Genomic DNA, 20,838 nt, shown 5'->3' on the forward strand with positions numbered 1-20,838 from the left:
GGCTAAATGAGCTAAACGAGGTTTGTAATGTGGAGCGTGATGAGTTTATCGTAGCAAAGAGGTGCGGAAAAGTGGCTGTTAATTATAAAAAGTGCCCTAAATGCGGGTCTAAGAATTCGGTTAAAATTGTATATGGCATGCCAAGTTTTAAGCTTTTCCAGGAAGCCGAAGCCGGAAAGGTAAAATTGGGTGGTTGTTGCATTATAGAGGGCAGTCCTGAATACCACTGCAAGGATTGTAACAATGAGTGGAACCGGGAGCAGGTGCTTGACATCGCATACGGTCAGATCAAAGGGCTTAAAGCATCAGTGGGTGGTTACTTCGGTGGTTATTATCGTGTAACTATTGATTTGACAAATCTTAAAACTACATGGCTGTTCAACGAGGGCGGTTCTGAAGAAGCCAGTACAAGATCCATTCGAACAAAAACAGCAGAAGAATTCATTAAGTGTTTAAAAGAGATTAACCTGCTGAATTGGAAAGGTAAGTACATAGAACCCGGAGTCTGTGACGGGACCCAATGGAGCATTGAAATAATTACTGACGAGAGAACCGTCAGAAAATATGGTAGCAATAAGTTTCCGGAAGAATGGAAACAGTTTTGCAAAATTATTAAAAAAATAACCGGAAAAGAATTCAGGTGAAGCTTATGAAAGCCTATCAAATAAAAATCGAATTGATTAATTCCGAACCGCTAATATGGAGAAGGGTAGTTATCCCGGCGGATGTTACCTTCAGACGCCTGCATGACACAATACAATTTTCAATGGGTTGGCGGGATTATCATCTTTATGAATTTGAGTTCCCGCAGGAGAAACTCAGAATTACAAATGACGAAGAATCCTATGAGGAATTCAAATTTTATTCTTCTAAGTACAAAAGCAAAAAGCCAACAAAAAAGGAAGACTCTCATGGCATTATAGTCGGGATAATTGAAACAAACGTTAGACAGCCTCAAACGATCAAAATTGACAAGTATCTGGAAAAGTATAAGACCTTTGAGTACATTTACGACTTTGGCGACTACTGGAGACATAAAATTGAACTGGAAAAAACCATAGAAGATTATGAGTTTGGTTACCCTACAATACTTGCGGGCGAGGGCGCTTGTCCGCCGGAAGATGTAGGTGGCCTTGGCGGTTATAAAGAATTCCTTGAAGCATGGAATGACCCTAAGCACCCGGAACATGAATCAATGAGGCAATGGGGAGAAAGCCAGCATTACAGGGAATTTGACATTGACTTTAGGAGTGATTTGCTCAAGACATGCTTGAAAATCAAAAAAGTAAAATAATTGGGGATGCTATAAGATCATTCAGGAAGTAATAAATAAAGGATTAGCAATGAAATGATTTTTTACTGTGCTTAAAATTTAGAAATAAGGAATTTAAACTGAAATATTAAAAACAAGCAAAAACACCCCGCACATCTTAAAATATATGATGTTCGGGGTGCTACTTTTTCAGGAAATCTCCTGTCGCATTTAATGGAGCTTCAAGTCTGTAGCCCCTGTTTTTCAATATCTGAAATTTGAAATCCATTAATTCCGGTGGTACATAAAGTTCCCTTGCGGCTCTGAAAAAATTCATTTCCGCGTCATTTATTAGTTTTATAACCTCATCATCAGACAAGAGGATTTCAGCAGCGAAAACATTTGCTTCCCTTTCAGGCTTTGAAGACATATCATAGCTGATAAGCTCCTGGGCCTGGGGGTTCATTATAGCCAAGTGCCTGTGGAAGCGGTCATGGCCGATTTCGTGAGCACATACTAATCGTCTGGCAGGACTGTCCAATTCATTGTTAATGCAGATATATCGGCTCCGCCTTGTGTATATGTAAATCCCTTTAAGCTTGCCGAGCGGTCTGTAGAGAACATTAATATTAAGACAATCGGCAATCTCAAAGGGGTTTCGGGTTTTATGCTTTTGGATCAACCTCTCGGCTTCTCTCAAAATAAATTCCATACTTTTCACCCCGCAGCTAATCAGGTTAGTGTATTTTTGCTGCCTTTATTTTTACGGACACCATATTTTTTGGCTTTTTTCTTTGAGTCGAAGTATATTTCGGTTAATACCTCAAAAAGCGCATCTTTATCTTCTTCTGATAATTCTCCGCCGGCAAATAAACATTTTGTAGTTTCAATGAATTTTTTTGCTTCGCTTTTTCCCCTCAACTTATCTTCTGCTTTAGCTTCCTCAAGAAATATTTCTTCCTTGGTCATTGCAATGCTTTCGCTGTCGTCTGTGAGAAAATCTGAAGATACGTTAAAGAAACCGGCGATTTTATCAATTAGCTCTGCTTCCCTTGGAAAACGCTGTCCGTTTTCATAATAAACCAATGCCCGTCTTGTAATTCCAAGCTGCTCTGCAAAATCCTTCTGGGAAATGCCTGCCCTTTTACGTAATAATCTAATTTTTTCGCCAAACTGCATTTGATAAAACACCTCCGGTAATATTTTGGCTATATTGTTCACTAATTATTCATGGAGAGAACAAATTTATTGACAAAAATATTGTTCACATATTATAATACAAGAGAACGAAAAATATGTCAATAATTTTAAAAAGAGGTGAAAACAGATGAGTTCTGAAAAAATGGCGTTAGCTGTGTTGAAACGAGGATTAGCTTCCATGCACATTGATGAAGAGCGGGTATATCATAAAACAAAATTGTTGCTGAAAATATACCGGGATGTAGTTTGGTGTATTGAAGACAGGGTATGCGAGATTGAAGCAGAGTATTATGCCATGGGAGGCAATCGTCTGGCTGAAGCCTTGGATTACCTGGATGATTATGATCCCAATATCAATAAGAAAGACCTTGAAGAAAAGCTGTGCTCATTATTGAAAAGCAAGTGGCTTATTGAAATTGTGGACAAGGCATTGTTAAAAATAAAGAATTATCCTGATTATGGGGATTTGTATTTCAATATCCTTTACAAGCAGTACATTGTAAAATACAGGTATTCGGAAAAGGAAATTATCGAATCTCTCAATTGTGAGAGGACAACCTTTTATAAAAGAAAAAAAGAAGCTATAAATTTAATGGGCCTTGCCATATGGGGATATGTGATACCTGCTCTAAGGGATATATGGTAAACGGAATGTGAACTAAATACGAATTGATAAAGGACAAAATACCTACATAACAAGTACTGAATACGAACTGCCAGGGTGTTACGATAATTATGATGGGTAGCTGCATACTTTAAAGCCCTCGATTTCAGGCTTATATAGCCATGAATCGAGGGTTTTTTTATGCCTCGAAACTCATCCCCAAATTGCACATAGGCAGCAAAAAAAGGGTCGCACGAAAAATCGTGCGGCCCTTTTTTGCTGCCGGAAAGGGGACATCCGTGAAGCGTTTGTTTTGGTACTACATCCGGTATCCTTGATTTCCTCTGTTTTGCTAAGACCCGCAAACAAAGCAAAACGGAGGGAAGGAAAGATGAAAGAATACAAAATTAGAGTGAAAAATGAAATTGTTACTGTAAGCAAGGAAATATATACTGCTTATTACAAGATGAGAAGACGTGAAAGGTACATGGAGGAAATCAGCATAAAGAACAATCTTTCTTATGACCAGCTAGTCGAACTGGACTATCCTATCGAGCAGAAAATGTGTGATCCCCAACTTCTTGTTGAAGACGTTATTATTGAAAAAATCATGCTTGAGAAATTAATGCTGGCGCTTGAAGAATTGACAGAGTATGAGCGGTTAATAATTAATGAACTGTTCTTTAATGGCAAAAGCGAAAGAGAGCTTGCAGATTCTATGAAGCTGCCAAGAACAACTTTGCAGTCTCGCAAAAACAGCATTATCAGCAAACTTAAAAAAATTATTGAAAAATAAAAATTTTTTTCGTCCACCCCTTCATTTTTTCGGCTTAAAAAGTGAAGGGGTATTTTTTTATCCCTTATTGCTCTTTGAAAAATTGCCGGCAAAGGCTCGCTTGCGAGTCTTATAACCGGCCCCATATCCAACAGCTCAAATACGTTAGCTGTTCAGCTGCTGAAACGGAAAGCGACATTGGTAAACACGCCAAGACAGCCTGCGGACATTTTTGCCCGTCAAAACGATGGCATCAAAGGCTATGAGCGATAAATGTTTGACCATAAAACAATCTGTGGTGGATTGTTTCGCCAGGACCTGAACAGCCTACAATGATACTCCTGCATAGTCGAGGTTGAGTCCCAGAGTGCAGCCCGGAGGTTCTCGGGGAGGTGGAATTCCTGTGATATCTGCTGACCACAGATAGTTTGAGCTGTTGCCCCGGTGCTTGGGAAGCAGCGGCAAATAGAGCACAGGATGAAGATTGATAACAAGCTTAACCGCTTTGATATCAGAAACTATGCAGCGGAACTCAAATCCGCTGCATCCTTGTGGTATTAAAGCAAAATGTAAAGGGGGATAAAAGACCATGTCACAGACTCAAATAACTAATGAAATCAAGTACAAAATAGCGCTTTCGCTGCTGAACAGCCTGCTTGAAAAAGGGCTTATTACTCTTTCTGAATTGAAAGAAATTGACAGATTAAATCGGAATTCATTCACTCCAACTCTGGCGGAGGTATATGTGTAAAAACACTTGATATGGCTGGATTTGTGTGGTACTGTGTGTTGCTGATAAAGCATCATGTACTGAAAAGTGAAAGGAGGAAGCGTATGGCAAAGGTAAGAGTCATCAAGCCCATCCATCGTATGGAAGCAGAAGCTCCGAAACTGCGGGTGTGTGCCTACTGCCGGGTCAGCTCAGACCATACAGGGCAGCTGCAATCCTTTTCAGCACAGGTGGAGTACTACACCCGGCTGATAGAAAACAACGATGCTTGGACTTTTGCCGGAATTTATGCGGACGAAGGCATCAGTGGCACCGCCAAGGACAAGCGGGATGAGTTTCTAAGGCTCATTGCCGACTGCGAGGCCAAAAAGGTGGACATGGTCATCACCAAGTCTATATCCAGGTTTGCAAGAAACACCGCCGACTGCATTGAGACGGTGAGAAAGCTGAAAACGCTGGGGATTGCCGTTTTTTTCGAGAAAGAAAACATCAACACCCTGTCCGCTGAAAGCGAGCTTCTGATGACGGTTTTAAGCTCCATTGCCCAGGAGGAATCCATTTCCACATCCAAAAACAGCCGGTGGGCGATACAAAAAAGGTTTATGAAAGGCGAATGGAAGCCGTCCTACCTTCCCTACGGTTATATGAAGGGTAAGGACGGAGGAATCGTCATCAATGAAGAAGAAGCCGCTATTGTCCGAAGGATTTATACCGATTACTTGAACGGGAAAGGAACATATATCATCGCAAAGGAGCTTACGGAAGAAGGAATCCCAACAAGAAAAGGGGCGGAAGCCTGGGGAGAAAATGTGGTGAAGGAAATCCTGACCAATGAAAAATATTACGGCGACATGCTCCTTCAGAAAACCTTTACTACCGACACATTGCCTTTTAAACGAAAGCGGAACCGGGGACAAAAACAGAGTTATTATATCGCCAATGACCATGAACCCATTATTGCTATAGAGCAGGCTGAACGGGTCAGGGAGATCATGGAACAGCGAAAAATTGAAAAAGCCATGGTGGATACCGACACGCGAAAATATAACCAGCGTTATCCCTTCAGCAGCAAAATCCAATGCGGTGAATGCGGAAGCACTTTCAAAAGGCAAATCATATTCAAGGGCAAACCTTATGAAACAGTGCAGTGGTGCTGCACCAAGCATATCATGAATCGGGCGGAATGCAGCATGACAGCTGTCAAGGACAATCACATCAAAGCTGCATTCATCAATCTATATAATAAGCTGAAAAGCAATCATGACAAAATATTAACCCCCCTGGCCGAGGATTTGAAAAAGCTTCACTGCGGCAGGGAACATGAATCCCAGGTTAAAGAAATCAACAAAAGAATAACGGAACTTACGGAACAGAGTCATGTACTGAGTAGACTGAGGTCGAAAGGATATCTTGACTCTGTTCTTTTTATAGAGCAAAGCAATCTGATTACCAAGCAGCTCCATGAAGCCAAAAAGCAGCGAAGCAAGCTGTTCGAATACAACGCATTTAATGACGAGGCCGCCAGGACGGAGGAACTAATCGCTTTTCTTAAAAAGCAGGATGACCTGATGGAGAGCTTTGATGAAAACATTTTTTCTCTGATGGTAGAAAAGATCATCGTAAGATCCAAACTTGAAATCGCCTTCCGCCTGATCAACGGACTGGAGCTTCCGGAAATCATCGGAGAGGAAGTGGTCTGAATGGCACAAAGACATATGCCCTTCGGCTATAAAATCATAGACGGAGCTGTAGCCATCGAACCGGAAAAAGCAGACCTGATTAGGAAAATGTTCAATGATTTTATATCGGGAATATCTTTAAACCAGATGGCAAAGGCCCTGACGGAAATGAAGGTTCCCAATGCCAACGGAAAGCGCTCCTGGAATCACGGTTCCATCGGAAAAATTTTGAGCAACTGCAAATATATAGGAAGTGACTTCTATCCTGCCATTATCCCGGAGGAAGTGTTCAATACTGCAAATAAGATCAGGGAAGAAAAGAACGCCCGGCTTGGCAGAAATGTCAATTACTTTGCCAACGGTGTGGCCAGCACTTATCCCTTCAGCGGCAGGTTGATATGCGGGGAATGCGGAAGTGTTTTCAAAAGGTACACCGAACATCATGACAGGAACAAGAAATGCAACTGGAAATGCAAACGGTATATCGTTGACAACAGGGTGTGCTGCAAAAGCGGCGTGGTTGATGACAAGCAGCTTGAAGCTGCCTTTATGCAGATTATCAACCGGGTAATGGAGAGCCCTGAAATGATAGAAAAGCGTCCGGCAGTTAATGCTGTTGCTGAGAGTGTTGAATTAAAAAAGATAAAATTGCAAATATCCAACGGATTCGGTCAAAGCGGCTTGGAACCGTCGGAAATGGCACAGCTGCTATTTAGAAGAGCTGCAGAACAATATCGAATCTCCCAGGTGGATGACTTTGAATACAAAACCAGGAAATTGAAAACGGCGCTTGAGAGCGTTAAGCCTGTTAAAGCATTTGATGAGGCTTTATTCAAAGCAACCATCAAAAGCATTACGGTGGAAATCACCGGGCAGCTCCGGTTTGAACTGATCAACGGAGTGGTGCTGAGCACTTCATATACACTACGGGGAAAAGGAGGAAAAGCCCATGGCGATGGGACAAAGAACAGTATCGGTAATCCCAGCAAATCCGATTTATGATTTCAAGGAAAAAGCAAAGATAAAAAAGCTGAGAGTGGCTGCCTACTGCCGGGTCAGCACGGAGCTGGAGGAACAGCAGTCCAGCTACCAAGCGCAGGTGGATTATTACACGATGGAAATTATGAAAAACCCAGGCTGGAAGTTTGCAGGCATCTATGCCGATGAGGGCATATCCGGCACCAGCACAAAAAACAGGACAGGTTTCAATAAACTGATTGAAGACTGCATGGCAGGCAAGATCGACCTAGTGCTGACAAAATCCATCAGCCGTTTTGCAAGGAATACCCTTGACTGTATTCAATACATACGGAAACTGAAAGAAAAAAACATCGGTGTGTTCTTTGAGAAAGAAAACGTCAACACCTTGGACAGCACCGGAGAATTTCTCATCACCATCCTAGGAAGCCTGGCCCAGGAAGAAAGCCGCTCCTTAAGCACCAACACAAGGTGGGGTGTGGTCCGCCGGTTTGAGAAAGGACAGGTTATGGTCAATCACAACAAGTTTTTGGGATATACGAAAAATGAGGCCGGTGAATTGGTGATAGTGCCGGAGGAAGCAGAAATAGTAAGGCTGATTTTCAGGCTGTATTTAGAGGGACTAAGCATCACCCAAATCAAAAAGTACCTGGAGGAAAACGGCATTAAAACCGTTACCGGAAAAAACCAATGGTCTACAACTACCATTAACAACATGCTCTCCAATGAGAAGTATATGGGAGATGCCTTGTTGCAAAAAAGCTACACCGTAGACTATCTCACAAAGAAAAGAGTTAAAAACAATGGAATTGTTCCGCAGTATTATGTGGAGGACAGCCATCAGCCTATCATTTCCAAAGACTTGTTTCACCGGATACAAGAAGAAAAAGCACGCCGGGCTAACATTAAAAAGAGTGCTGAAAAAAGAACCAAAACCGACAGCGGGAAATACAGCTCAATATATGCACTCACCGAATTATTGATATGTGGGGAGTGCGGCAAGCCTTACAGGCGGGTATCCTGGACAGCATACAGCGAGAAAAGAATTGTCTGGCGGTGCTTAAATAGACTGGAGTACGGGAAAAAACACTGTCAAAAGTCTCCGACCATTGATGAAGAAGTTTTACATAGAGCCATTATGGATGCATTTAACTCGCTTATACAGGATAAGAGAGATTTTATGGACACGCTCCAGTCCAACATTCAGATGGTGATGAGCAACCGGACTAAACGGATGGACATAGCAAGAATAGAGGAACGGATTACGGAATTAAAAAAAGAGATGATAAGCTTCGTAGAGGAAAATGCAAGATGTGGAGCAGATAATACGGACTTTGACGAGCACTATGCCAAAATCTCCTCCGAATTGAAAGAACTCCAGAAGAAGAAAACGCAATATACCGAACAGGAAGCCAGGCAAGACGGCTTCCAGAGAAGAATCGAGGATATGAAGAAGTTTCTGAGCAGTGCAGACTGCAACTTATCAGAATTTGATAACCAGCTTGTCAGGCAGCTTATACAAAGCATCAAGGTCGTGTCAAAGGATAAGATTCTCATAAAATTCAAGTCGGGTTTGGAGATGGAGCAGACGCTGAGTGAAAAATAACATTACCGGGAAAAGACAACCGCCAAACTGTGAAAAGCAGAATGGCGGCTGTTTTTATTCATGTATATTACTTGCTCGATTAGTTCCTTCATAGAAATAATTCACAGAATTCATTGTTTTCATTCGTTTCTTCGTATATAATATTATTTGGAAAATATTTCTGCGAGGTATAAGGAATGGACTATATTACGGCAAAAGAAGCAGCAGAAAAATGGGGAATATCCCAGCGCAGGGTTCAGCTCCTATGTGAGCAAGGACGAGTGGCGGGGGCGGTTCGGTTAGGCTGGGCATGGGCAATTCCAAAAGAGGCGGACAAGCCTGCAGATGCTCGTACAAGGAGGAAATAAATGTATATCAGTAAAGTTGCGATTAGAAATTTTAGAGTATTTGACGATATTGGAATTGTTGCCACTTTCAAAAAGGGTGTTAATGCTATTATTGGAGAAAACAATAGCGGAAAAACAGCCCTGATTGATGCTATTAGAATCGCTTTCTCCAGTGTCCCTTATAAAAAAGACATTTACTTTAATAAATCAGATTTCCATATTAATACTAAGGGAGAAGTTGCGAAGACTGCACAAATAGATGTATATTTTGATGAAGTGTCAGAAGATCTTTTTGAAATATGGGACCCGGAAAATCCAACCAAGGGTGAGTTTCATGTTCGGTATTATACTGTGCCCGGAAAAAATGGTTTAGAGAAGATTCGCTATACGGCTTGGGGTGGGCCTGTTGAAGGTAACACATTATCAGTAGAAACTTTTGATGCCCTTGAAGTGGTATTTTTAGGGGCCTTAAGGGATGCTGAAAGTGAATTGAAGCCTTCACGTTCTAGCAAACTTGCGAACTTACTTGGGACAGTGGCAGATAGTGATATTGCACGACAAGAGCTTATCGATATACTTATCAAAGCAAATGCAGAATTACTAAAAAAGACAGCTATAACAAAAACACGAGAAATTATTAATACTAACCTTGCAATGATTGAACAAGAAGTTATGCAGCAAAGAATCGATATAGGTTTAATTGAACCAAGGTTTGAATCTATTGCATCATCTTTAAGAACATGGCTAAAACCCCGCTGGTTTTTTATTGATAAGGACAATGATATATACACAAATATAATTGAGATATGCTCTAAAGAAGGGAATCAGAAATTAATTGAACAATGTGTGGAAGGAGTTTACCTTGATATTCAGGGTTTTTTGAGGCTAGATGAGCCTATTGAAACAAAAACTAAAGAAGCACTTACCAATTTAGCATCTCACTCATTGGAATTATATCAAAACGGACTTGGGTATAACAACATTTTGTTTATGTCGGCGGTCTTAGGGGATATGGGATATTCAAAAGGCAATATAGTCTATAATCTTCTTATAGTAGAAGAACCAGAAGCCCATCTTCATCCTCAGTTACAAGAGTTAGTACATAGCTTTTTCGAAAATAAGCAGCAACCTTCGCCCAGCATACAAGTTTTTTACACATCACATTCGCCGACTCTTGTTTCACGTATTGGAATAGATAAAATCAATTTACTTTTTGAAAAAGACCATAGGATACAATGCACTCCATTAGCTGAAGCTAATTTAAAGGGCAACGAAAAGGAGTATCTTGAACGTTACCTTGATGTAACTAAATCACAAATGTTTTTTGCAAAAGGTATTATATTCGTTGAAGGAATTTGTGAAGCCTTACTATTACCGGAGATGGCGAAACTCTTATCACGACCATTAGATAAATATGCTGTCGAGGTAGTAAATGTTGACGGCGTTTCTTTTAAACCATTTGCACATCTATTCACTAAGTCGGATTCCTCAGTTTGTGCGTTCGCGAAAACGGCACTGATAACTGATGACGATAGATGCACTGATAAAGAGGATAAAGATACTTATATATCTAAGGATTACGACTATGATACGGACAAGCTGGACGAGGTAATTAAAAAACTTTCTATAGGAAAACCATCATCAAGGTGCACAGAAATATGTTCTGTATGTGAAGCTACTCATATACAGCCATTTACCGCTAAAAAGACTTTAGAGTACGAACTGGCACTATCACCTAATAATGTGCCGTTTATTCTTAACGCTATAATTGAAGCATACCCACAGGTAGGACCAAAACTATCAGAAAGAGTTGCATCCTTAAATACCGATGAAGAAAGGGCTGCATGCATATGGCTCTTTATTCAAACCAGAAATAAAAGCAAAGGTAGTTTTGCTCAAGCATTGTCAAAATTTATAAGAGACCAGGTTGAAAAACTAGCAGAAAACATAGAAGTAGAAAAGAAATTTTGTGTTCCATTGTACATTAAAAAGGCTATCTATGCTGTTACTGAAGAGGAGGACTCCGTTGATGAAGAAATTGACACCTGAGCAAGAAGCCTTTTTAGAAGCAGAGGGTAAAATTGTTCTTTGTGCGTGCCCCGGAAGTGGCAAAACATTTATCGTTGCAAGGAAATTGCTAAAATACGTTGAGAATTGGGAGTATGCACATAGAGGTGTAGCTGTACTGTCGTTTACTAATGTTGCAAGTCAAGAAATAGATAAACAAACTAAAGAACTGATGCCAGAGGGGTATCGTATAGAATACCCTCATTTTATTGGAACAATAGATAGCTTTATTGACAGTTTTATTCTATTAAGGTTTGGGTATCTGATGCAAGAAGGAAGTAGGAAAAGACCAGTAATATTACATGAAAACTATGGTGAGATAAGGTTTTATACCAAAAATAAGGAATGCCATGCTCGAGGTTGTATATCCAATCCTTTTGAATTTCATTGGTCTTCAGATGGGAAGTTGTTGAGAAATGGTAAAAAAGTCGATTGCTCCATTACGACCAAAAAACCATGTGTTGCGTTTAAACAGGCAATGATAAAAAAAGGCTTTGTTACACAGAATGAAGCAACTGCGTTATCATATAGACTTCTTAAAAAATATCCTCAAATTGTAGATGCTATTGTACGGCGCTTCCCTATTGTAATGATTGATGAAGCACAAGATACATCAAAGGAACAAATGGAAATTATTGATTTGTTAACTGATGCAGGCGTAAAAACTATTATTCTCGTTGGAGACCCAGACCAATCAATATATGAATGGCGTAATGCTACTCCGGAATTTTTTATTGCCAAAGTGAAGGATGACAACTGGAAAACAATGTGGCTGACTTCCAATTTTAGGAGCTCCCAGTTAATATGTAATGCAACACAAGTGTTTTCACACTCATTGGCTTCAAGGCAACCAAGTAAGGCTGAGGGAGAGTTTGCTCTGTATCAACAGAAACCGATTTTATTGAATTATAGCAATCAAACTGATAAGAGTGACATTATTAATAAATTTAAGGAACTCTGCCAAGAAAACGGAATTGAATGGACTCCAAGCAAAGTAGCAGTTTTGACTAGAGGTAAAATCCATAAAGGTATTGATATCGATGGGCTTTGGAAGAGCCCAGAGGTCGAATCCTTGGCTAAAGCATCTTACGAATGGTATAAGGGTTCACGCCGTAAAGCATTTAGTCTTTGTGAAAAAGTGCTGTACAGCCTTACAATTGGTGACATAGGCGATATAAAACATGAGATTAGACAAGTTATCGAAAACATTATGCCTTACGAAAATTGGAGAAAACATGTAGTAAAACTACTTGTTTCACTCCCTGATCCAAACATCAAATTGTCAGACTGGGTTAAAAGTATGTTATCAACAATTACTAATATAATTCAGTCTGCGGAAGATATTTATCTGATACCAGCTATATCATTGCAAGATAAAATAAAAATTAAGTTACGGGATACTAAAAACCCAGGTTTTCAGTCAATACCATTACGTAATTATATTGAAAAAAGGGACGAAAATGATATTACCTTATCTTCTGTACATGGAGTAAAGGGAGAAACCTATGATGCAATTATGTTAATTATTGAAGGGATAAAAGGCAATACGTTAACGCCTACTATGATAGATACAGCTCCTTTAGATAGTGAGTTAATTCGTATAGCATATGTAGCTATGACAAGACCACGAAAGCTTCTTGTCGTAGCACTTCCGGTAATGAAAAATAAGAAGTCGTTTAAAAGGTTACCACTAGATAAATGGATATATACGCAAATTTAGTAAAGAGTTTTAAATTATTGCGGGGGGATAGAAATGAATTTATGGCCAGATCATGAAACAAATATCGACCTTCTTGGCTTTTCCTACATTGCTGATGCTGTTGCAAATCTGGCTTCCGCAGATCATTTGCTTCCAGCTACCATTGGCGTTTTTGGTGACTGGGGTAGTGGCAAGTCAAGCCTGATTTCAATGGTTCGGCAAAAGCTTGAAAAAAACGAAAGAACATTAGTGCTAGATTTTAATGGCTGGCTCTTTGAGGGATATGATGACGCAAAGTCCGCGCTTATGGGTACAATTATCGATGAGATTTTAAGTCATCAAACACCAAGTAAAAAGGTAAAAACTCTTGCGGTGAATTTGTTGCGCCGGGTAAATTGGTTCCGGGTGGCAGGTACGGTGATGCGCCACAGTGTTAAATATGGGACAGCATTGCTTACCGGAGGTCCAGCAGGTGTGGGGCTGATTGCAGGCCTTGATGCCAAACAGGCTCTGGAAAAGGCCTCAGAGAAAATTAGTGATGTAAAAGAGGAAGAGTTAAACAAGCTGTTTGAGAGCGAGACGGCACACAATTTAAGGCGGGGCATACGTGAATTCCGGAAGGATTTTGAGTCCTTACTCAGTGAGAGTAACATAGAAAAACTAGTAGTTATCATTGATGATCTTGATAGGTGCCTGCCTGACACAATTATAGAAACTCTTGAAGCCATTAAGCTTTTTCTCTTTGTACCCCGGACAGCCTTTATAATCGGAGCGGATGAGAGGCTGGTAGAATACGCTGTAAAACAGCGTTTTCCGGAGTTTCAGGGCAACAAATCAGAGGTAGGCAAGGACTACCTGGAAAAGCTAATTCAATATCCGGTAAGGGTACCCCCTCTTGGCAGAGCAGAAATGGAAACCTATATCTCACTACTTTTTACCGAAGCCTCTGGTTTAGACAGTGACTTAATAACGAAAACACGCACCAAAGCTTTAGAGTGTATAGGCACGGACCTTGAACTAAGCTTTGGCATTGAGGAAGCCCAGGGAGTGATTGGGGAACTATCTAAAGAATTACAGGAGAGCCTGGCCATCTCTGCTCGAATTGCGCCGCTTTTAGCGAGGGGACTCAATGGGAATCCACGTCAGTGCAAGCGATTCCTAAACACATTTGTTCTCCGTTTAGAAATGGCTAGACTGCGTGGAATTACCCTTGAGCAGCGCGTCCTGGTAAAACTGATGTTGCTTGAGCGATTCAGGCCGGAATCTTTTAAACAACTTGCCCGCTGGCAGGCTGCCCAGGGTGGGCGGCCACAACAACTAAAAAATGCTGAATTATTCTTAGAAGCAGAAAAAGAATATTGCCAACCTTCAGTCGAAGCAAGAGATGAGGCAAGAGATAAACATGGTGTGAGCGAAACTGAAAAGGGAGCTACAGGAAAAGAACCAGAAAAATCACCTCAACAATTGGATACGGATATGCAAGCCTGGCTTTCCGATCCTGTATTAAAAGAATGGATCGAATTTGAGCCCAGGCTTCGAGATACAGATCTCCGCCCCTATTTCTTTTTCTCACGGGACCTGTTAGGTGCGATCTCTGGTTCAGCCCAGAGAATGAGCAGGCAGGCGCAAGAAATATTAGCCAAAATTCTCAATGAAAGTGAAGCTGTCAGAAGGACTGCGCTTAAAAACGCAGCACAACTGAGTGAAATGGATGCTGCATCGGTTCTTGAAGGAATCAGTTCCCGTGTTCGGCAAGAAGAAGATTATGGAGCGGATGCTTCTGCATTTCAACGTCTCTTTGACTGGGGAGAGGCTCGTCCTGAACTTCTTGGGCAGATAGTTACTATATTAAATGGACTGCCTGAAGAAAGCCTTCCGATGTTTACGCCCATAAAACTTGTTAATATATGTAATGAAACGCCAACTGCACCTGCGGCATGGCAATTAATCACTCGTTGGGCTGATAGTAGTGCAAATACCAAGCTAAAAAAGGCAGCAGTTAGCGCTTTAAAAAAGAAGGAATAAGGAGATGTTGTAATGGGTACCTCAACTTCAAACCCTGGTCCGTTTGATAGACAACCCCTTTTGCCGTCCTGGGCACTTCCACCAGATACAGGCAACGATGCGGAGTCGAATGATGGCGAAAATGAATCCCCTGATAATGGGGATCAACAAGATAATTCACCCCTCCCAACACCACCGGTGACATGGCAGATGGCCAAGGCTTCCATGTCCCGGTTTGCTAGTACTGGTGAAAGGAATTCTTTATCCAGGGCGGGCAGAGATTATGTCGGGGCCAAAGGTGGTAGGAGGGCGGCAGCTCAAGCGGCCAGCACAGGTAAATCGGTGGCCCTAAAAGTGGGTGGATTTCTTTCCACGGTGGCAAGTGCCGGGATAAGGACAGCACTTGATGAGATTGGCCTAGGCCATATGGTAGGAAGAAGTGCACCGGAAGTATTGGCTGCCCTTATAGATGTACTTGCTCCCGCTGGTGCCACACTCCAGGAAGCGGCTGCCAGGAAAGCTGCTGATGACGTCTTGGAGAAACTATACGAAGACTATATTGCAAAAACAGGAGATGTAACAGCCCTGGAAAGTCTTGATAAAGATGGTATTACCAATGCCATTGAGGCAAGTATTGCTGGCTACATATATAACCTCTGGCTTGATGAACTAGGCTTAAGCATAGAAACAAAGGCAATTTCACCATTACAAGCAGTAGGTTTAGAACGTGATGTCAGGGTATATGTCAGGGAACGTGTAAGGCTTGAACTCGGAGAACAAGACCCGGTGTCGATTGACTGGAATGGTCCTGCTGGGCGTAATATCATTGATACAGTTTTTCAGGAGGCGTATGGCTTTTTGGAGGTGGAACAATGAGTTGGGATGTAGTTGTCAGAATTGGGAATAGTGATATTTTTGCTCCTATAAGCCAAGGTGGGCCAGTATTAGGCGTCTCCTTTGACAGGCCGGAAGATCCGTTTTTGGCTCGGGAAAGTGTTCTTAATAAAATCGCAGATGTTCTTGGTTCTGTCCCAGGAAATACTGCTTGCGATCTTTTGCGTGCTGCAATTGCTGTCTATTCTGCTGATCTATTAATCTCCCGCAGATATGCATCAGATGGGTGGACAAGGGATATTAATATCTATCTCCCTGTCACTTCGTTAGCAATTTGGCAGCAGGCAGGGCCGTTACTTACCGAATTATTGACCTTTCTTAGTGGGGACCGCTGGCAATTTTACTTCCGGGAGTTTTCAGCAGAACGGGAAGGTTATAAAAAATTGCCTGAAAATCTGCCTGAGGCAGTATCTTTATTTTCCGGGGGTCTCGACTCCCTTATTGGTGCTATTGACCTGCTATCGGAAGGTAAAAAGGTAGCACTTGTGTCACACCATGGAGGGGGCAGCACGCCCAAATTCCAGAATGACCTATTTAAGTGTTTAAAAGACGAATATGGTGAACAGGTAGTGCCACTCCAGTTCTATGTTCTTCCTCCGCAAGTTCCCAGAATAGATTCGGACCCAGACAACGAAGATACTACACGCACGAGATCTTTTCTGTTTTTTGTACTGGGTATTGCAGTGGCTGATACTCTGGGTACGGGTATTCCCCTATATGTGGCTGAAAACGGGCTTATCTCACTCAATGTCCCACTGACACCAGCCCGGCTTGGCAGTTGTAGCACCCGTACAACCCATCCATACTACATTGCTTTGTTTAGGGAATTATTGCAGGCCCTAAATTTAGCTCATCCTCTGAATCTCGATTACCGGTTTAAGACAAAAGGTGAGATGCTTAGGGAAAGTAAGAATCAGGATTTGTTAAGAAGAACCCTTCCTCTCAGCATGTCCTGCGCCCACCCGGATAATCGTCGCCTTGAGAACTTACCGCCTGGTGGTCACTGCGGGTATTGCTTCCCCTGCATCATCCGCCAGGCAGCAGTCTTTGAAAGTGGCATGCCGGATGCAGCCTATGACCATGACATTTTTCACCTGCCGCCACTCTCAAGATCAGATAAAGGGAAAGACCTACGGGCAATGGAAATTGCTCTGGAAAGATTTAGTCAACGGGGAGAGGAGAAGGCTGTTTTTGACGTACTCAGTTCCGGACCTATCTCTCCTGATGAATTATCCCAGTACATCGGGGTATATTGTCGTGGGATGAAAGAAATAGCAAAATTTTTGAGGAGTAATAAAGATGAATAGCCTGAATACGGGTCGGCTAGTAGACTGTCATTTTCATTTGGACCTGTTTGAAAATCCAGTTAGGATCGCAACTGAAATTGAGGCCTCAGGGGTTGAGGTAATAGCTGTTACGAATACGCCCTCTGTTTTTAAAGCCACTCAGAACCTTGTGAGTTGCTATAAATATATTCACGCTTCTCTGGGTTTACATCCCCAACTTGTGGGAACGCGGAGCCAGGAACTTGTACTCATGGAGAATCTAATGAAGGAAACCCGTTTTATTGGGGAAGTAGGCCTGGATTACACTACCGGAAACGAACAGGAAATTAAGCTCCAGCGAAAGGTCTTCGAAGAGATTTTAAAGCAATGTGCAGCAGAAGGAGATAAAATTCTCACGGTTCATTCACGCCGGGCAGCCAGTGATGTTATTGCCATGATTGGGCCTGATTATCCGGGACGAGTTATTCTTCACTGGTTTAGCGGAACAATAAAAGACCTAAAAAAAGCAATGGAGTATGGTATGTACATATCAGTCAATATTTCCATGGTAAGATCGGCCAAAGGTCAAAGCCTAATAAAGCATATGGACCCTAATCTGGTACTCACTGAGACTGACGGTCCTTTTGTTTGTGTCGGAAAAGTACCAGCCGTTCCTGCTGAGGTCATTAATGTGATTTATTTTCTCGCTAATGCTTGGAAATGCGATTTGGAGGAAGCAAAGGCTCGTGTCTATGCAAACTATTTCAGAGCTGTTAATTTTTAATATAGCATCCTGTAAACTCTTTAAAAAAATATATAAATTTTATGTTTGGAATTTTTGATGACATCTATTTGTTGTAAAGCATAACCGAAGACATCAAATATACCAAATAATTAATGAGATTAAAGAGCTATGCATAGACGGATATTCGGTCAATGCTTTTTAGTTTTATCTGTTTCACACGCTCAAGGCATGTGGAGACGGTTGTAAGGCTTGAGAGGGTAAAAGGCTGATAGATGGAGGGTTTGGGGCACTTTGAGAATTTGCTGATTTAAGGTAACCCTTGAGTGTATAAAAAAGATAATTAATAAGAATCAAAATTGATTAGAATAACATTTCCTTGAATAATTTTGGACAAGCAAATAGAATGGTAGTAACTATATTTTAACAAATTATGGGTATTATGAATTGAGCGGATTGGTTCAAGAAAAATGGGTATTGGGAAGTAAGGAAAGATGGAATATAATGAGCTTTTTGAAAAATATCGGAAGCTGCTGGAGGAAAATCAAAGATTAAAAAATGAAAATGAGGACTATAGGAAACGGCTTGGATTGCCATTGACATCACCGTATATAAAAAATGATGTTCAAGCCTCAATAGAGGTAAATAACAGTTTTGAGAGATATCTGTGCAGAAAAAAATATTCCATTTGCAGTTGAACGTTCTCGTTCAGGGAATGGAGCGCATGTATGGTTCTTTTTTGATGACAAGGTAAGTGCTGTATCAGCTAGAAAATTTGGTACAGCACTTCTTATGCATGCAATGGCCAAAAGACATGAAATTAAATTTACTTCATACGACCGCTTGTTTCCAAAAAAACCAGGATACACTTCCTAAAGGCGGTCTTGGGAATCTTATCGCATTACCTTTACAATTAAATGCACGAAGAAACAAAAACAGTGTTTTTATAGATGCCATTTCAAACTTTATTATTAAGCCCATTGAAATCATTGAGGCTGAGGAGGAAGCGCAAGTATCTGCAGAGGTTATCAACGACCGGGGTGAAAGCTTCAGGAGGACTTTTCTGACTACTGAATTCGGCAACCTGCAGAAGTTCAAAAATGTTTTGAACCAGAACACCCCGTCATAATCTTAGCAAGATAGATAATTGATTTTATGACAGAAGCTGCATATACTATAAGTAGAAGGAGGCGAAGATAATGCTAAACTTTGATTTGGTAGGTAAAAAGTTTAAAGTTTTAAGAGAACAATGCGGATTTACGCAAGGGCAGCTTGCTGAGTATTTAAATGTAGACCAGAGTTATATTTCCAAATGTGAAAAAAACGAGCGTCAATTCAGCGTAGATATTCTCGAGAAGGCAGCCAATCTTTTTGGTTGCTCCCTTGAATACTTTACAAATGACGAAACAGAATATTCTCCTGCAGCTATCGCTCTCCGGGCAAAAGCGGTTACCGCTGAGGACCTGGAGACAATAGCAACAATGAATAAAATTGCTTTAAATCTGCGTTATATGGAAGGGTTGTTGAAAGGAGAATAAATGTGAAGGAAAAAATACAAATAAATTCAGATGCCATCAGTCTACGCAAGTATTTTGGCGAAGACAGTTATTCTCCCGTTGATATTTTTTCCATGCTGAGTACCGGCGAAGATTTTACCGTCGTATTTTATCCGATGAGTGAGCGGATAAGCGGATTATGCATTAGAGACAAAAATAACAAGTTGATAGGAATCAATTCGACATTAACTTACGGCCGCCAGCGATTTACGGCGGCCCATGAGTTATGTCATTTGTTTTATCACGAGAGTTTTACGAGCATAGTATGTGCAAAAGATATTGACAAAAACAAAGATCCCCTGGAAAAGGAAGCAGATATGTTCGCGTCTTATTTTTTGGCTCCATATGAAGCATTAAATGACTTTATAAGGACTAAATTAAAAAAACAAAACAAGAATTTAGATGTTAGTGACATTGTAAAAATAGAACAGTACTTTGGTTTAAGCAGGCAAGCCACCCTTTGGAGGTTGATTAACGATGGCTATCTGTCTTCTGATGAAGCCGAACCAATGAAAAGAGGAATAATTTTATCTGCCCAAAGGCTTGGTTTTGATGCCAAGTTATATTTACCTACACCCGAGGATAAACAATATTCAACTTTTGGCAAGTATATTAAAATGGCAGAAGAATTAAAAGACAAAAACCTTATTTCGAAAGGAAAGTATGAGGAATTATTATTAGATGCTTTTAGGGGTGATATCGTTTATGGCTTAAACACAGAAGGAGAAGAACGGTATGATTAAAGAATTATTTTTTGATACCGATTGCATATCTTCTTTTCTGTGGGTAAAGCAAGAAAACCTTTTATTGCAGTTGTATCCAGGCAGGATTATTTTACCTTATGAAGTATTTATTGAATTATCAAACCCGAGCATACCTCATATCAAAAGAAAAATTTCTGCTCTTTGTTCAAATGGTGATGTTTCAACAATGAAAATAATGATGGGAACGGAAGAATACAGGCTATTTTATGAAATAGCAATTTCTCCTCCAAAGGGCGAAGTAGTTATAGGTAAAGGTGAAGCTGCAGCTCTGGCGCTGGCGAAAGTACATAACGGCATTGTTGCCAGTAATAATATGAAGGACATCAAAAGATACATAGAGAAATTGAAATTAAATCATATTACAACCGGCGATATTTTAGTAGAAGCCATGAACAAAGGGTTGATAGATGAAAATATAGGTAACCAAATATGGGCTAATATGCTTTCAAAACAAAGGTTATTGCCGGCAGCAACTTTTTCTGATTATCTTAAATTTTGTTAATGATGGTTTAGTAAACAGTTTTGGGGTAGAAAATAGGGTATAACGCCCTTAGCGTACATTATTTTGTAACTTAATTTATCTCTTTCATGCGCTCAAGGCGTACCGAAAGTGTTGCGAGGGTTGAGCGAGTTAAAGGCTGATAGATAGAGGGTTACAGGCCATTTGCAAAGTTGCAGGTTTTGGGTAACCCTTGAG

21 protein-coding genes are annotated in these 20,838 nt (G+C 40.9%); 19 read left to right on the plus strand and 2 right to left on the minus strand.

Annotated elements, in window-relative coordinates; genetic code table 11:
• The first annotated feature begins 29 nt into the window (after positions 1-29).
• Complete coding sequence (locus BR63_RS16685; protein ID WP_051965531.1) at positions 30-644, plus strand: hypothetical protein; 615 nt, start codon at positions 30-32, stop codon at positions 642-644.
• A 5-nt stretch (positions 645-649) separates the two neighbouring features.
• The gene (locus BR63_RS16690; protein WP_034421016.1) at positions 650-1,294 is read left to right on the plus strand and encodes a plasmid pRiA4b ORF-3 family protein; all 645 of its coding nucleotides are present in this window, start codon (positions 650-652) and stop codon (positions 1,292-1,294) included.
• A 160-nt stretch (positions 1,295-1,454) separates the two neighbouring features.
• Here the strand turns inward: BR63_RS16690 and BR63_RS16695 are convergent, their stop codons facing one another.
• Together BR63_RS16695 and BR63_RS16700 are read right to left on the minus strand one after the other, a co-directional pair.
• Positions 1,455-1,964, minus strand: a complete 510-nt coding sequence (locus BR63_RS16695; protein WP_034421018.1) for an ImmA/IrrE family metallo-endopeptidase — start codon at positions 1,962-1,964, stop codon at positions 1,455-1,457.
• Between the two features lie 20 nt (positions 1,965-1,984).
• Positions 1,985-2,431 carry a helix-turn-helix domain-containing protein gene (locus BR63_RS16700; protein ID WP_034421020.1) on the minus strand — a complete coding sequence of 149 codons (447 nt, stop codon included), beginning with the start codon at positions 2,429-2,431 and terminating at the stop codon, positions 1,985-1,987.
• 148 nt (positions 2,432-2,579) lie between these two features.
• Here BR63_RS16700 and BR63_RS16705 point away from each other — a divergent pair, with 148 nt between their 5' ends.
• The 17 genes from BR63_RS16705 to BR63_RS16780 all read left to right on the plus strand — a co-directional run bounded on the left by BR63_RS16705 (position 2,580) and on the right by BR63_RS16780 (position 20,643).
• Entirely contained in the window at positions 2,580-3,098 is a 519-nt protein-coding gene (locus BR63_RS16705) for a hypothetical protein (protein WP_051965535.1), read from the plus strand.
• 349 nt (positions 3,099-3,447) lie between these two features.
• A complete protein-coding gene (locus BR63_RS16710) occupies positions 3,448-3,852 on the plus strand; it encodes an RNA polymerase sigma factor (RefSeq protein ID WP_034421022.1) in 405 nt (134 codons plus the stop codon).
• Positions 3,853-4,420: 568 nt separating this feature from the next.
• Entirely contained in the window at positions 4,421-4,582 is a 162-nt protein-coding gene (locus tag BR63_RS16715) for an SHOCT domain-containing protein (RefSeq protein WP_187142722.1), read from the plus strand.
• An 83-nt stretch (positions 4,583-4,665) separates the two neighbouring features.
• Positions 4,666-6,261 carry a recombinase family protein gene (locus tag BR63_RS16720; protein ID WP_034421024.1) on the plus strand — a complete coding sequence of 532 codons (1,596 nt, stop codon included), beginning with the start codon at positions 4,666-4,668 and terminating at the stop codon, positions 6,259-6,261.
• Positions 6,262-7,242 (plus strand): recombinase family protein, encoded by a 981-nt coding sequence (locus tag BR63_RS16725; RefSeq protein ID WP_081908069.1) that lies wholly within the window; start codon positions 6,262-6,264, stop codon positions 7,240-7,242. It abuts the gene before it with no gap.
• A complete protein-coding gene (locus BR63_RS16730) occupies positions 7,190-8,824 on the plus strand; it encodes a recombinase family protein (RefSeq protein ID WP_034421026.1) in 1,635 nt (544 codons plus the stop codon). Before BR63_RS16725 ends, BR63_RS16730 begins: the two co-directional genes overlap by 53 nt.
• A gap of 347 nt (positions 8,825-9,171) precedes the next feature.
• The gene (locus BR63_RS16735) at positions 9,172-11,199 is read left to right on the plus strand and encodes an ATP-dependent nuclease (RefSeq protein WP_034421028.1); all 2,028 of its coding nucleotides are present in this window, start codon (positions 9,172-9,174) and stop codon (positions 11,197-11,199) included.
• Positions 11,180-12,937 carry an ATP-dependent helicase gene (locus tag BR63_RS16740; RefSeq protein ID WP_034421030.1) on the plus strand — a complete coding sequence of 586 codons (1,758 nt, stop codon included), beginning with the start codon at positions 11,180-11,182 and terminating at the stop codon, positions 12,935-12,937. Before BR63_RS16735 ends, BR63_RS16740 begins: the two co-directional genes overlap by 20 nt.
• A gap of 33 nt (positions 12,938-12,970) precedes the next feature.
• Positions 12,971-14,941 (plus strand): KAP family P-loop NTPase fold protein, encoded by a 1,971-nt coding sequence (locus BR63_RS16745; protein ID WP_034421032.1) that lies wholly within the window; start codon positions 12,971-12,973, stop codon positions 14,939-14,941.
• Between the two features lie 12 nt (positions 14,942-14,953).
• The gene (gene qatB, locus BR63_RS16750) at positions 14,954-15,796 is read left to right on the plus strand and encodes a Qat anti-phage system associated protein QatB (RefSeq protein WP_153802038.1); all 843 of its coding nucleotides are present in this window, start codon (positions 14,954-14,956) and stop codon (positions 15,794-15,796) included.
• Positions 15,793-17,121: a Qat anti-phage system QueC-like protein QatC gene (gene qatC, locus BR63_RS16755; protein WP_051965536.1), complete on the plus strand. Its 1,329-nt coding sequence runs from the start codon at positions 15,793-15,795 to the stop codon at positions 17,119-17,121. The genes qatB and qatC overlap by 4 nt, the downstream gene beginning before the upstream one ends.
• The gene (gene qatD, locus BR63_RS16760; protein ID WP_034421036.1) at positions 17,114-17,863 is read left to right on the plus strand and encodes a Qat anti-phage system TatD family nuclease QatD; all 750 of its coding nucleotides are present in this window, start codon (positions 17,114-17,116) and stop codon (positions 17,861-17,863) included. Before qatC ends, qatD begins: the two co-directional genes overlap by 8 nt.
• Before the next feature lie 612 nt (positions 17,864-18,475).
• Complete coding sequence (locus BR63_RS20040; protein WP_420825481.1) at positions 18,476-18,697, plus strand: TOTE conflict system archaeo-eukaryotic primase domain-containing protein; 222 nt, start codon at positions 18,476-18,478, stop codon at positions 18,695-18,697.
• The gene (locus BR63_RS19875; protein ID WP_420825482.1) at positions 18,636-18,950 is read left to right on the plus strand and encodes a TOTE conflict system archaeo-eukaryotic primase domain-containing protein; all 315 of its coding nucleotides are present in this window, start codon (positions 18,636-18,638) and stop codon (positions 18,948-18,950) included. The genes BR63_RS20040 and BR63_RS19875 overlap by 62 nt, the downstream gene beginning before the upstream one ends.
• A gap of 70 nt (positions 18,951-19,020) precedes the next feature.
• Positions 19,021-19,359, plus strand: a complete 339-nt coding sequence (locus tag BR63_RS16770) for a helix-turn-helix domain-containing protein (protein WP_034421042.1) — start codon at positions 19,021-19,023, stop codon at positions 19,357-19,359.
• Between the two features lie 2 nt (positions 19,360-19,361).
• On the plus strand, positions 19,362-20,120 hold the full coding sequence (locus BR63_RS16775) for an ImmA/IrrE family metallo-endopeptidase (RefSeq protein ID WP_034421044.1): 759 nt from the start codon (positions 19,362-19,364) through the stop codon (positions 20,118-20,120).
• On the plus strand, positions 20,113-20,643 hold the full coding sequence (locus BR63_RS16780) for a PIN domain-containing protein (RefSeq protein ID WP_034421046.1): 531 nt from the start codon (positions 20,113-20,115) through the stop codon (positions 20,641-20,643). Before BR63_RS16775 ends, BR63_RS16780 begins: the two co-directional genes overlap by 8 nt.
• Positions 20,644-20,838: the final 195 nt, after the last annotated feature.

Source organism: Thermanaerosceptrum fracticalcis, assembly GCF_000746025.2.
Classification (GTDB): Bacteria; Bacillota; Peptococcia; order DRI-13; family DRI-13; genus Thermanaerosceptrum; species Thermanaerosceptrum fracticalcis.

Bases quoted from the DNA above. Each gene is read 5' to 3' on its own strand.
- BR63_RS16690 (WP_034421016.1), top strand. From the start codon at position 650: ATGAAAGCCTATCAAATAAAAATCGAATTGATTAATTCCGAACCGCTA.
- BR63_RS16695 (WP_034421018.1), bottom strand. From the start codon at position 1,964: ATGGAATTTATTTTGAGAGAAGCCGAGAGGTTGATCCAAAAGCATAAA.
- BR63_RS16700 (WP_034421020.1), bottom strand. From the start codon at position 2,431: ATGCAGTTTGGCGAAAAAATTAGATTATTACGTAAAAGGGCAGGCATT.
- BR63_RS16705 (WP_051965535.1), top strand. From the start codon at position 2,580: ATGAGTTCTGAAAAAATGGCGTTAGCTGTGTTGAAACGAGGATTAGCT.
- BR63_RS16710 (WP_034421022.1), top strand. From the start codon at position 3,448: ATGAAAGAATACAAAATTAGAGTGAAAAATGAAATTGTTACTGTAAGC.
- BR63_RS16715 (WP_187142722.1), top strand. From the start codon at position 4,421: ATGTCACAGACTCAAATAACTAATGAAATCAAGTACAAAATAGCGCTT.
- BR63_RS16720 (WP_034421024.1), top strand. From the start codon at position 4,666: ATGGCAAAGGTAAGAGTCATCAAGCCCATCCATCGTATGGAAGCAGAA.
- BR63_RS16725 (WP_081908069.1), top strand. From the start codon at position 6,262: ATGGCACAAAGACATATGCCCTTCGGCTATAAAATCATAGACGGAGCT.
- BR63_RS16730 (WP_034421026.1), top strand. From the start codon at position 7,190: ATGGCGATGGGACAAAGAACAGTATCGGTAATCCCAGCAAATCCGATT.
- BR63_RS16735 (WP_034421028.1), top strand. From the start codon at position 9,172: ATGTATATCAGTAAAGTTGCGATTAGAAATTTTAGAGTATTTGACGAT.
- BR63_RS16740 (WP_034421030.1), top strand. From the start codon at position 11,180: ATGAAGAAATTGACACCTGAGCAAGAAGCCTTTTTAGAAGCAGAGGGT.
- BR63_RS16745 (WP_034421032.1), top strand. From the start codon at position 12,971: ATGAATTTATGGCCAGATCATGAAACAAATATCGACCTTCTTGGCTTT.
- qatB (WP_153802038.1), top strand. From the start codon at position 14,954: ATGGGTACCTCAACTTCAAACCCTGGTCCGTTTGATAGACAACCCCTT.
- qatC (WP_051965536.1), top strand. From the start codon at position 15,793: ATGAGTTGGGATGTAGTTGTCAGAATTGGGAATAGTGATATTTTTGCT.
- qatD (WP_034421036.1), top strand. From the start codon at position 17,114: ATGAATAGCCTGAATACGGGTCGGCTAGTAGACTGTCATTTTCATTTG.
- BR63_RS19875 (WP_420825482.1), top strand. From the start codon at position 18,636: ATGAAATTAAATTTACTTCATACGACCGCTTGTTTCCAAAAAAACCAG.
- BR63_RS16770 (WP_034421042.1), top strand. From the start codon at position 19,021: ATGCTAAACTTTGATTTGGTAGGTAAAAAGTTTAAAGTTTTAAGAGAA.
- BR63_RS16780 (WP_034421046.1), top strand. From the start codon at position 20,113: ATGATTAAAGAATTATTTTTTGATACCGATTGCATATCTTCTTTTCTG.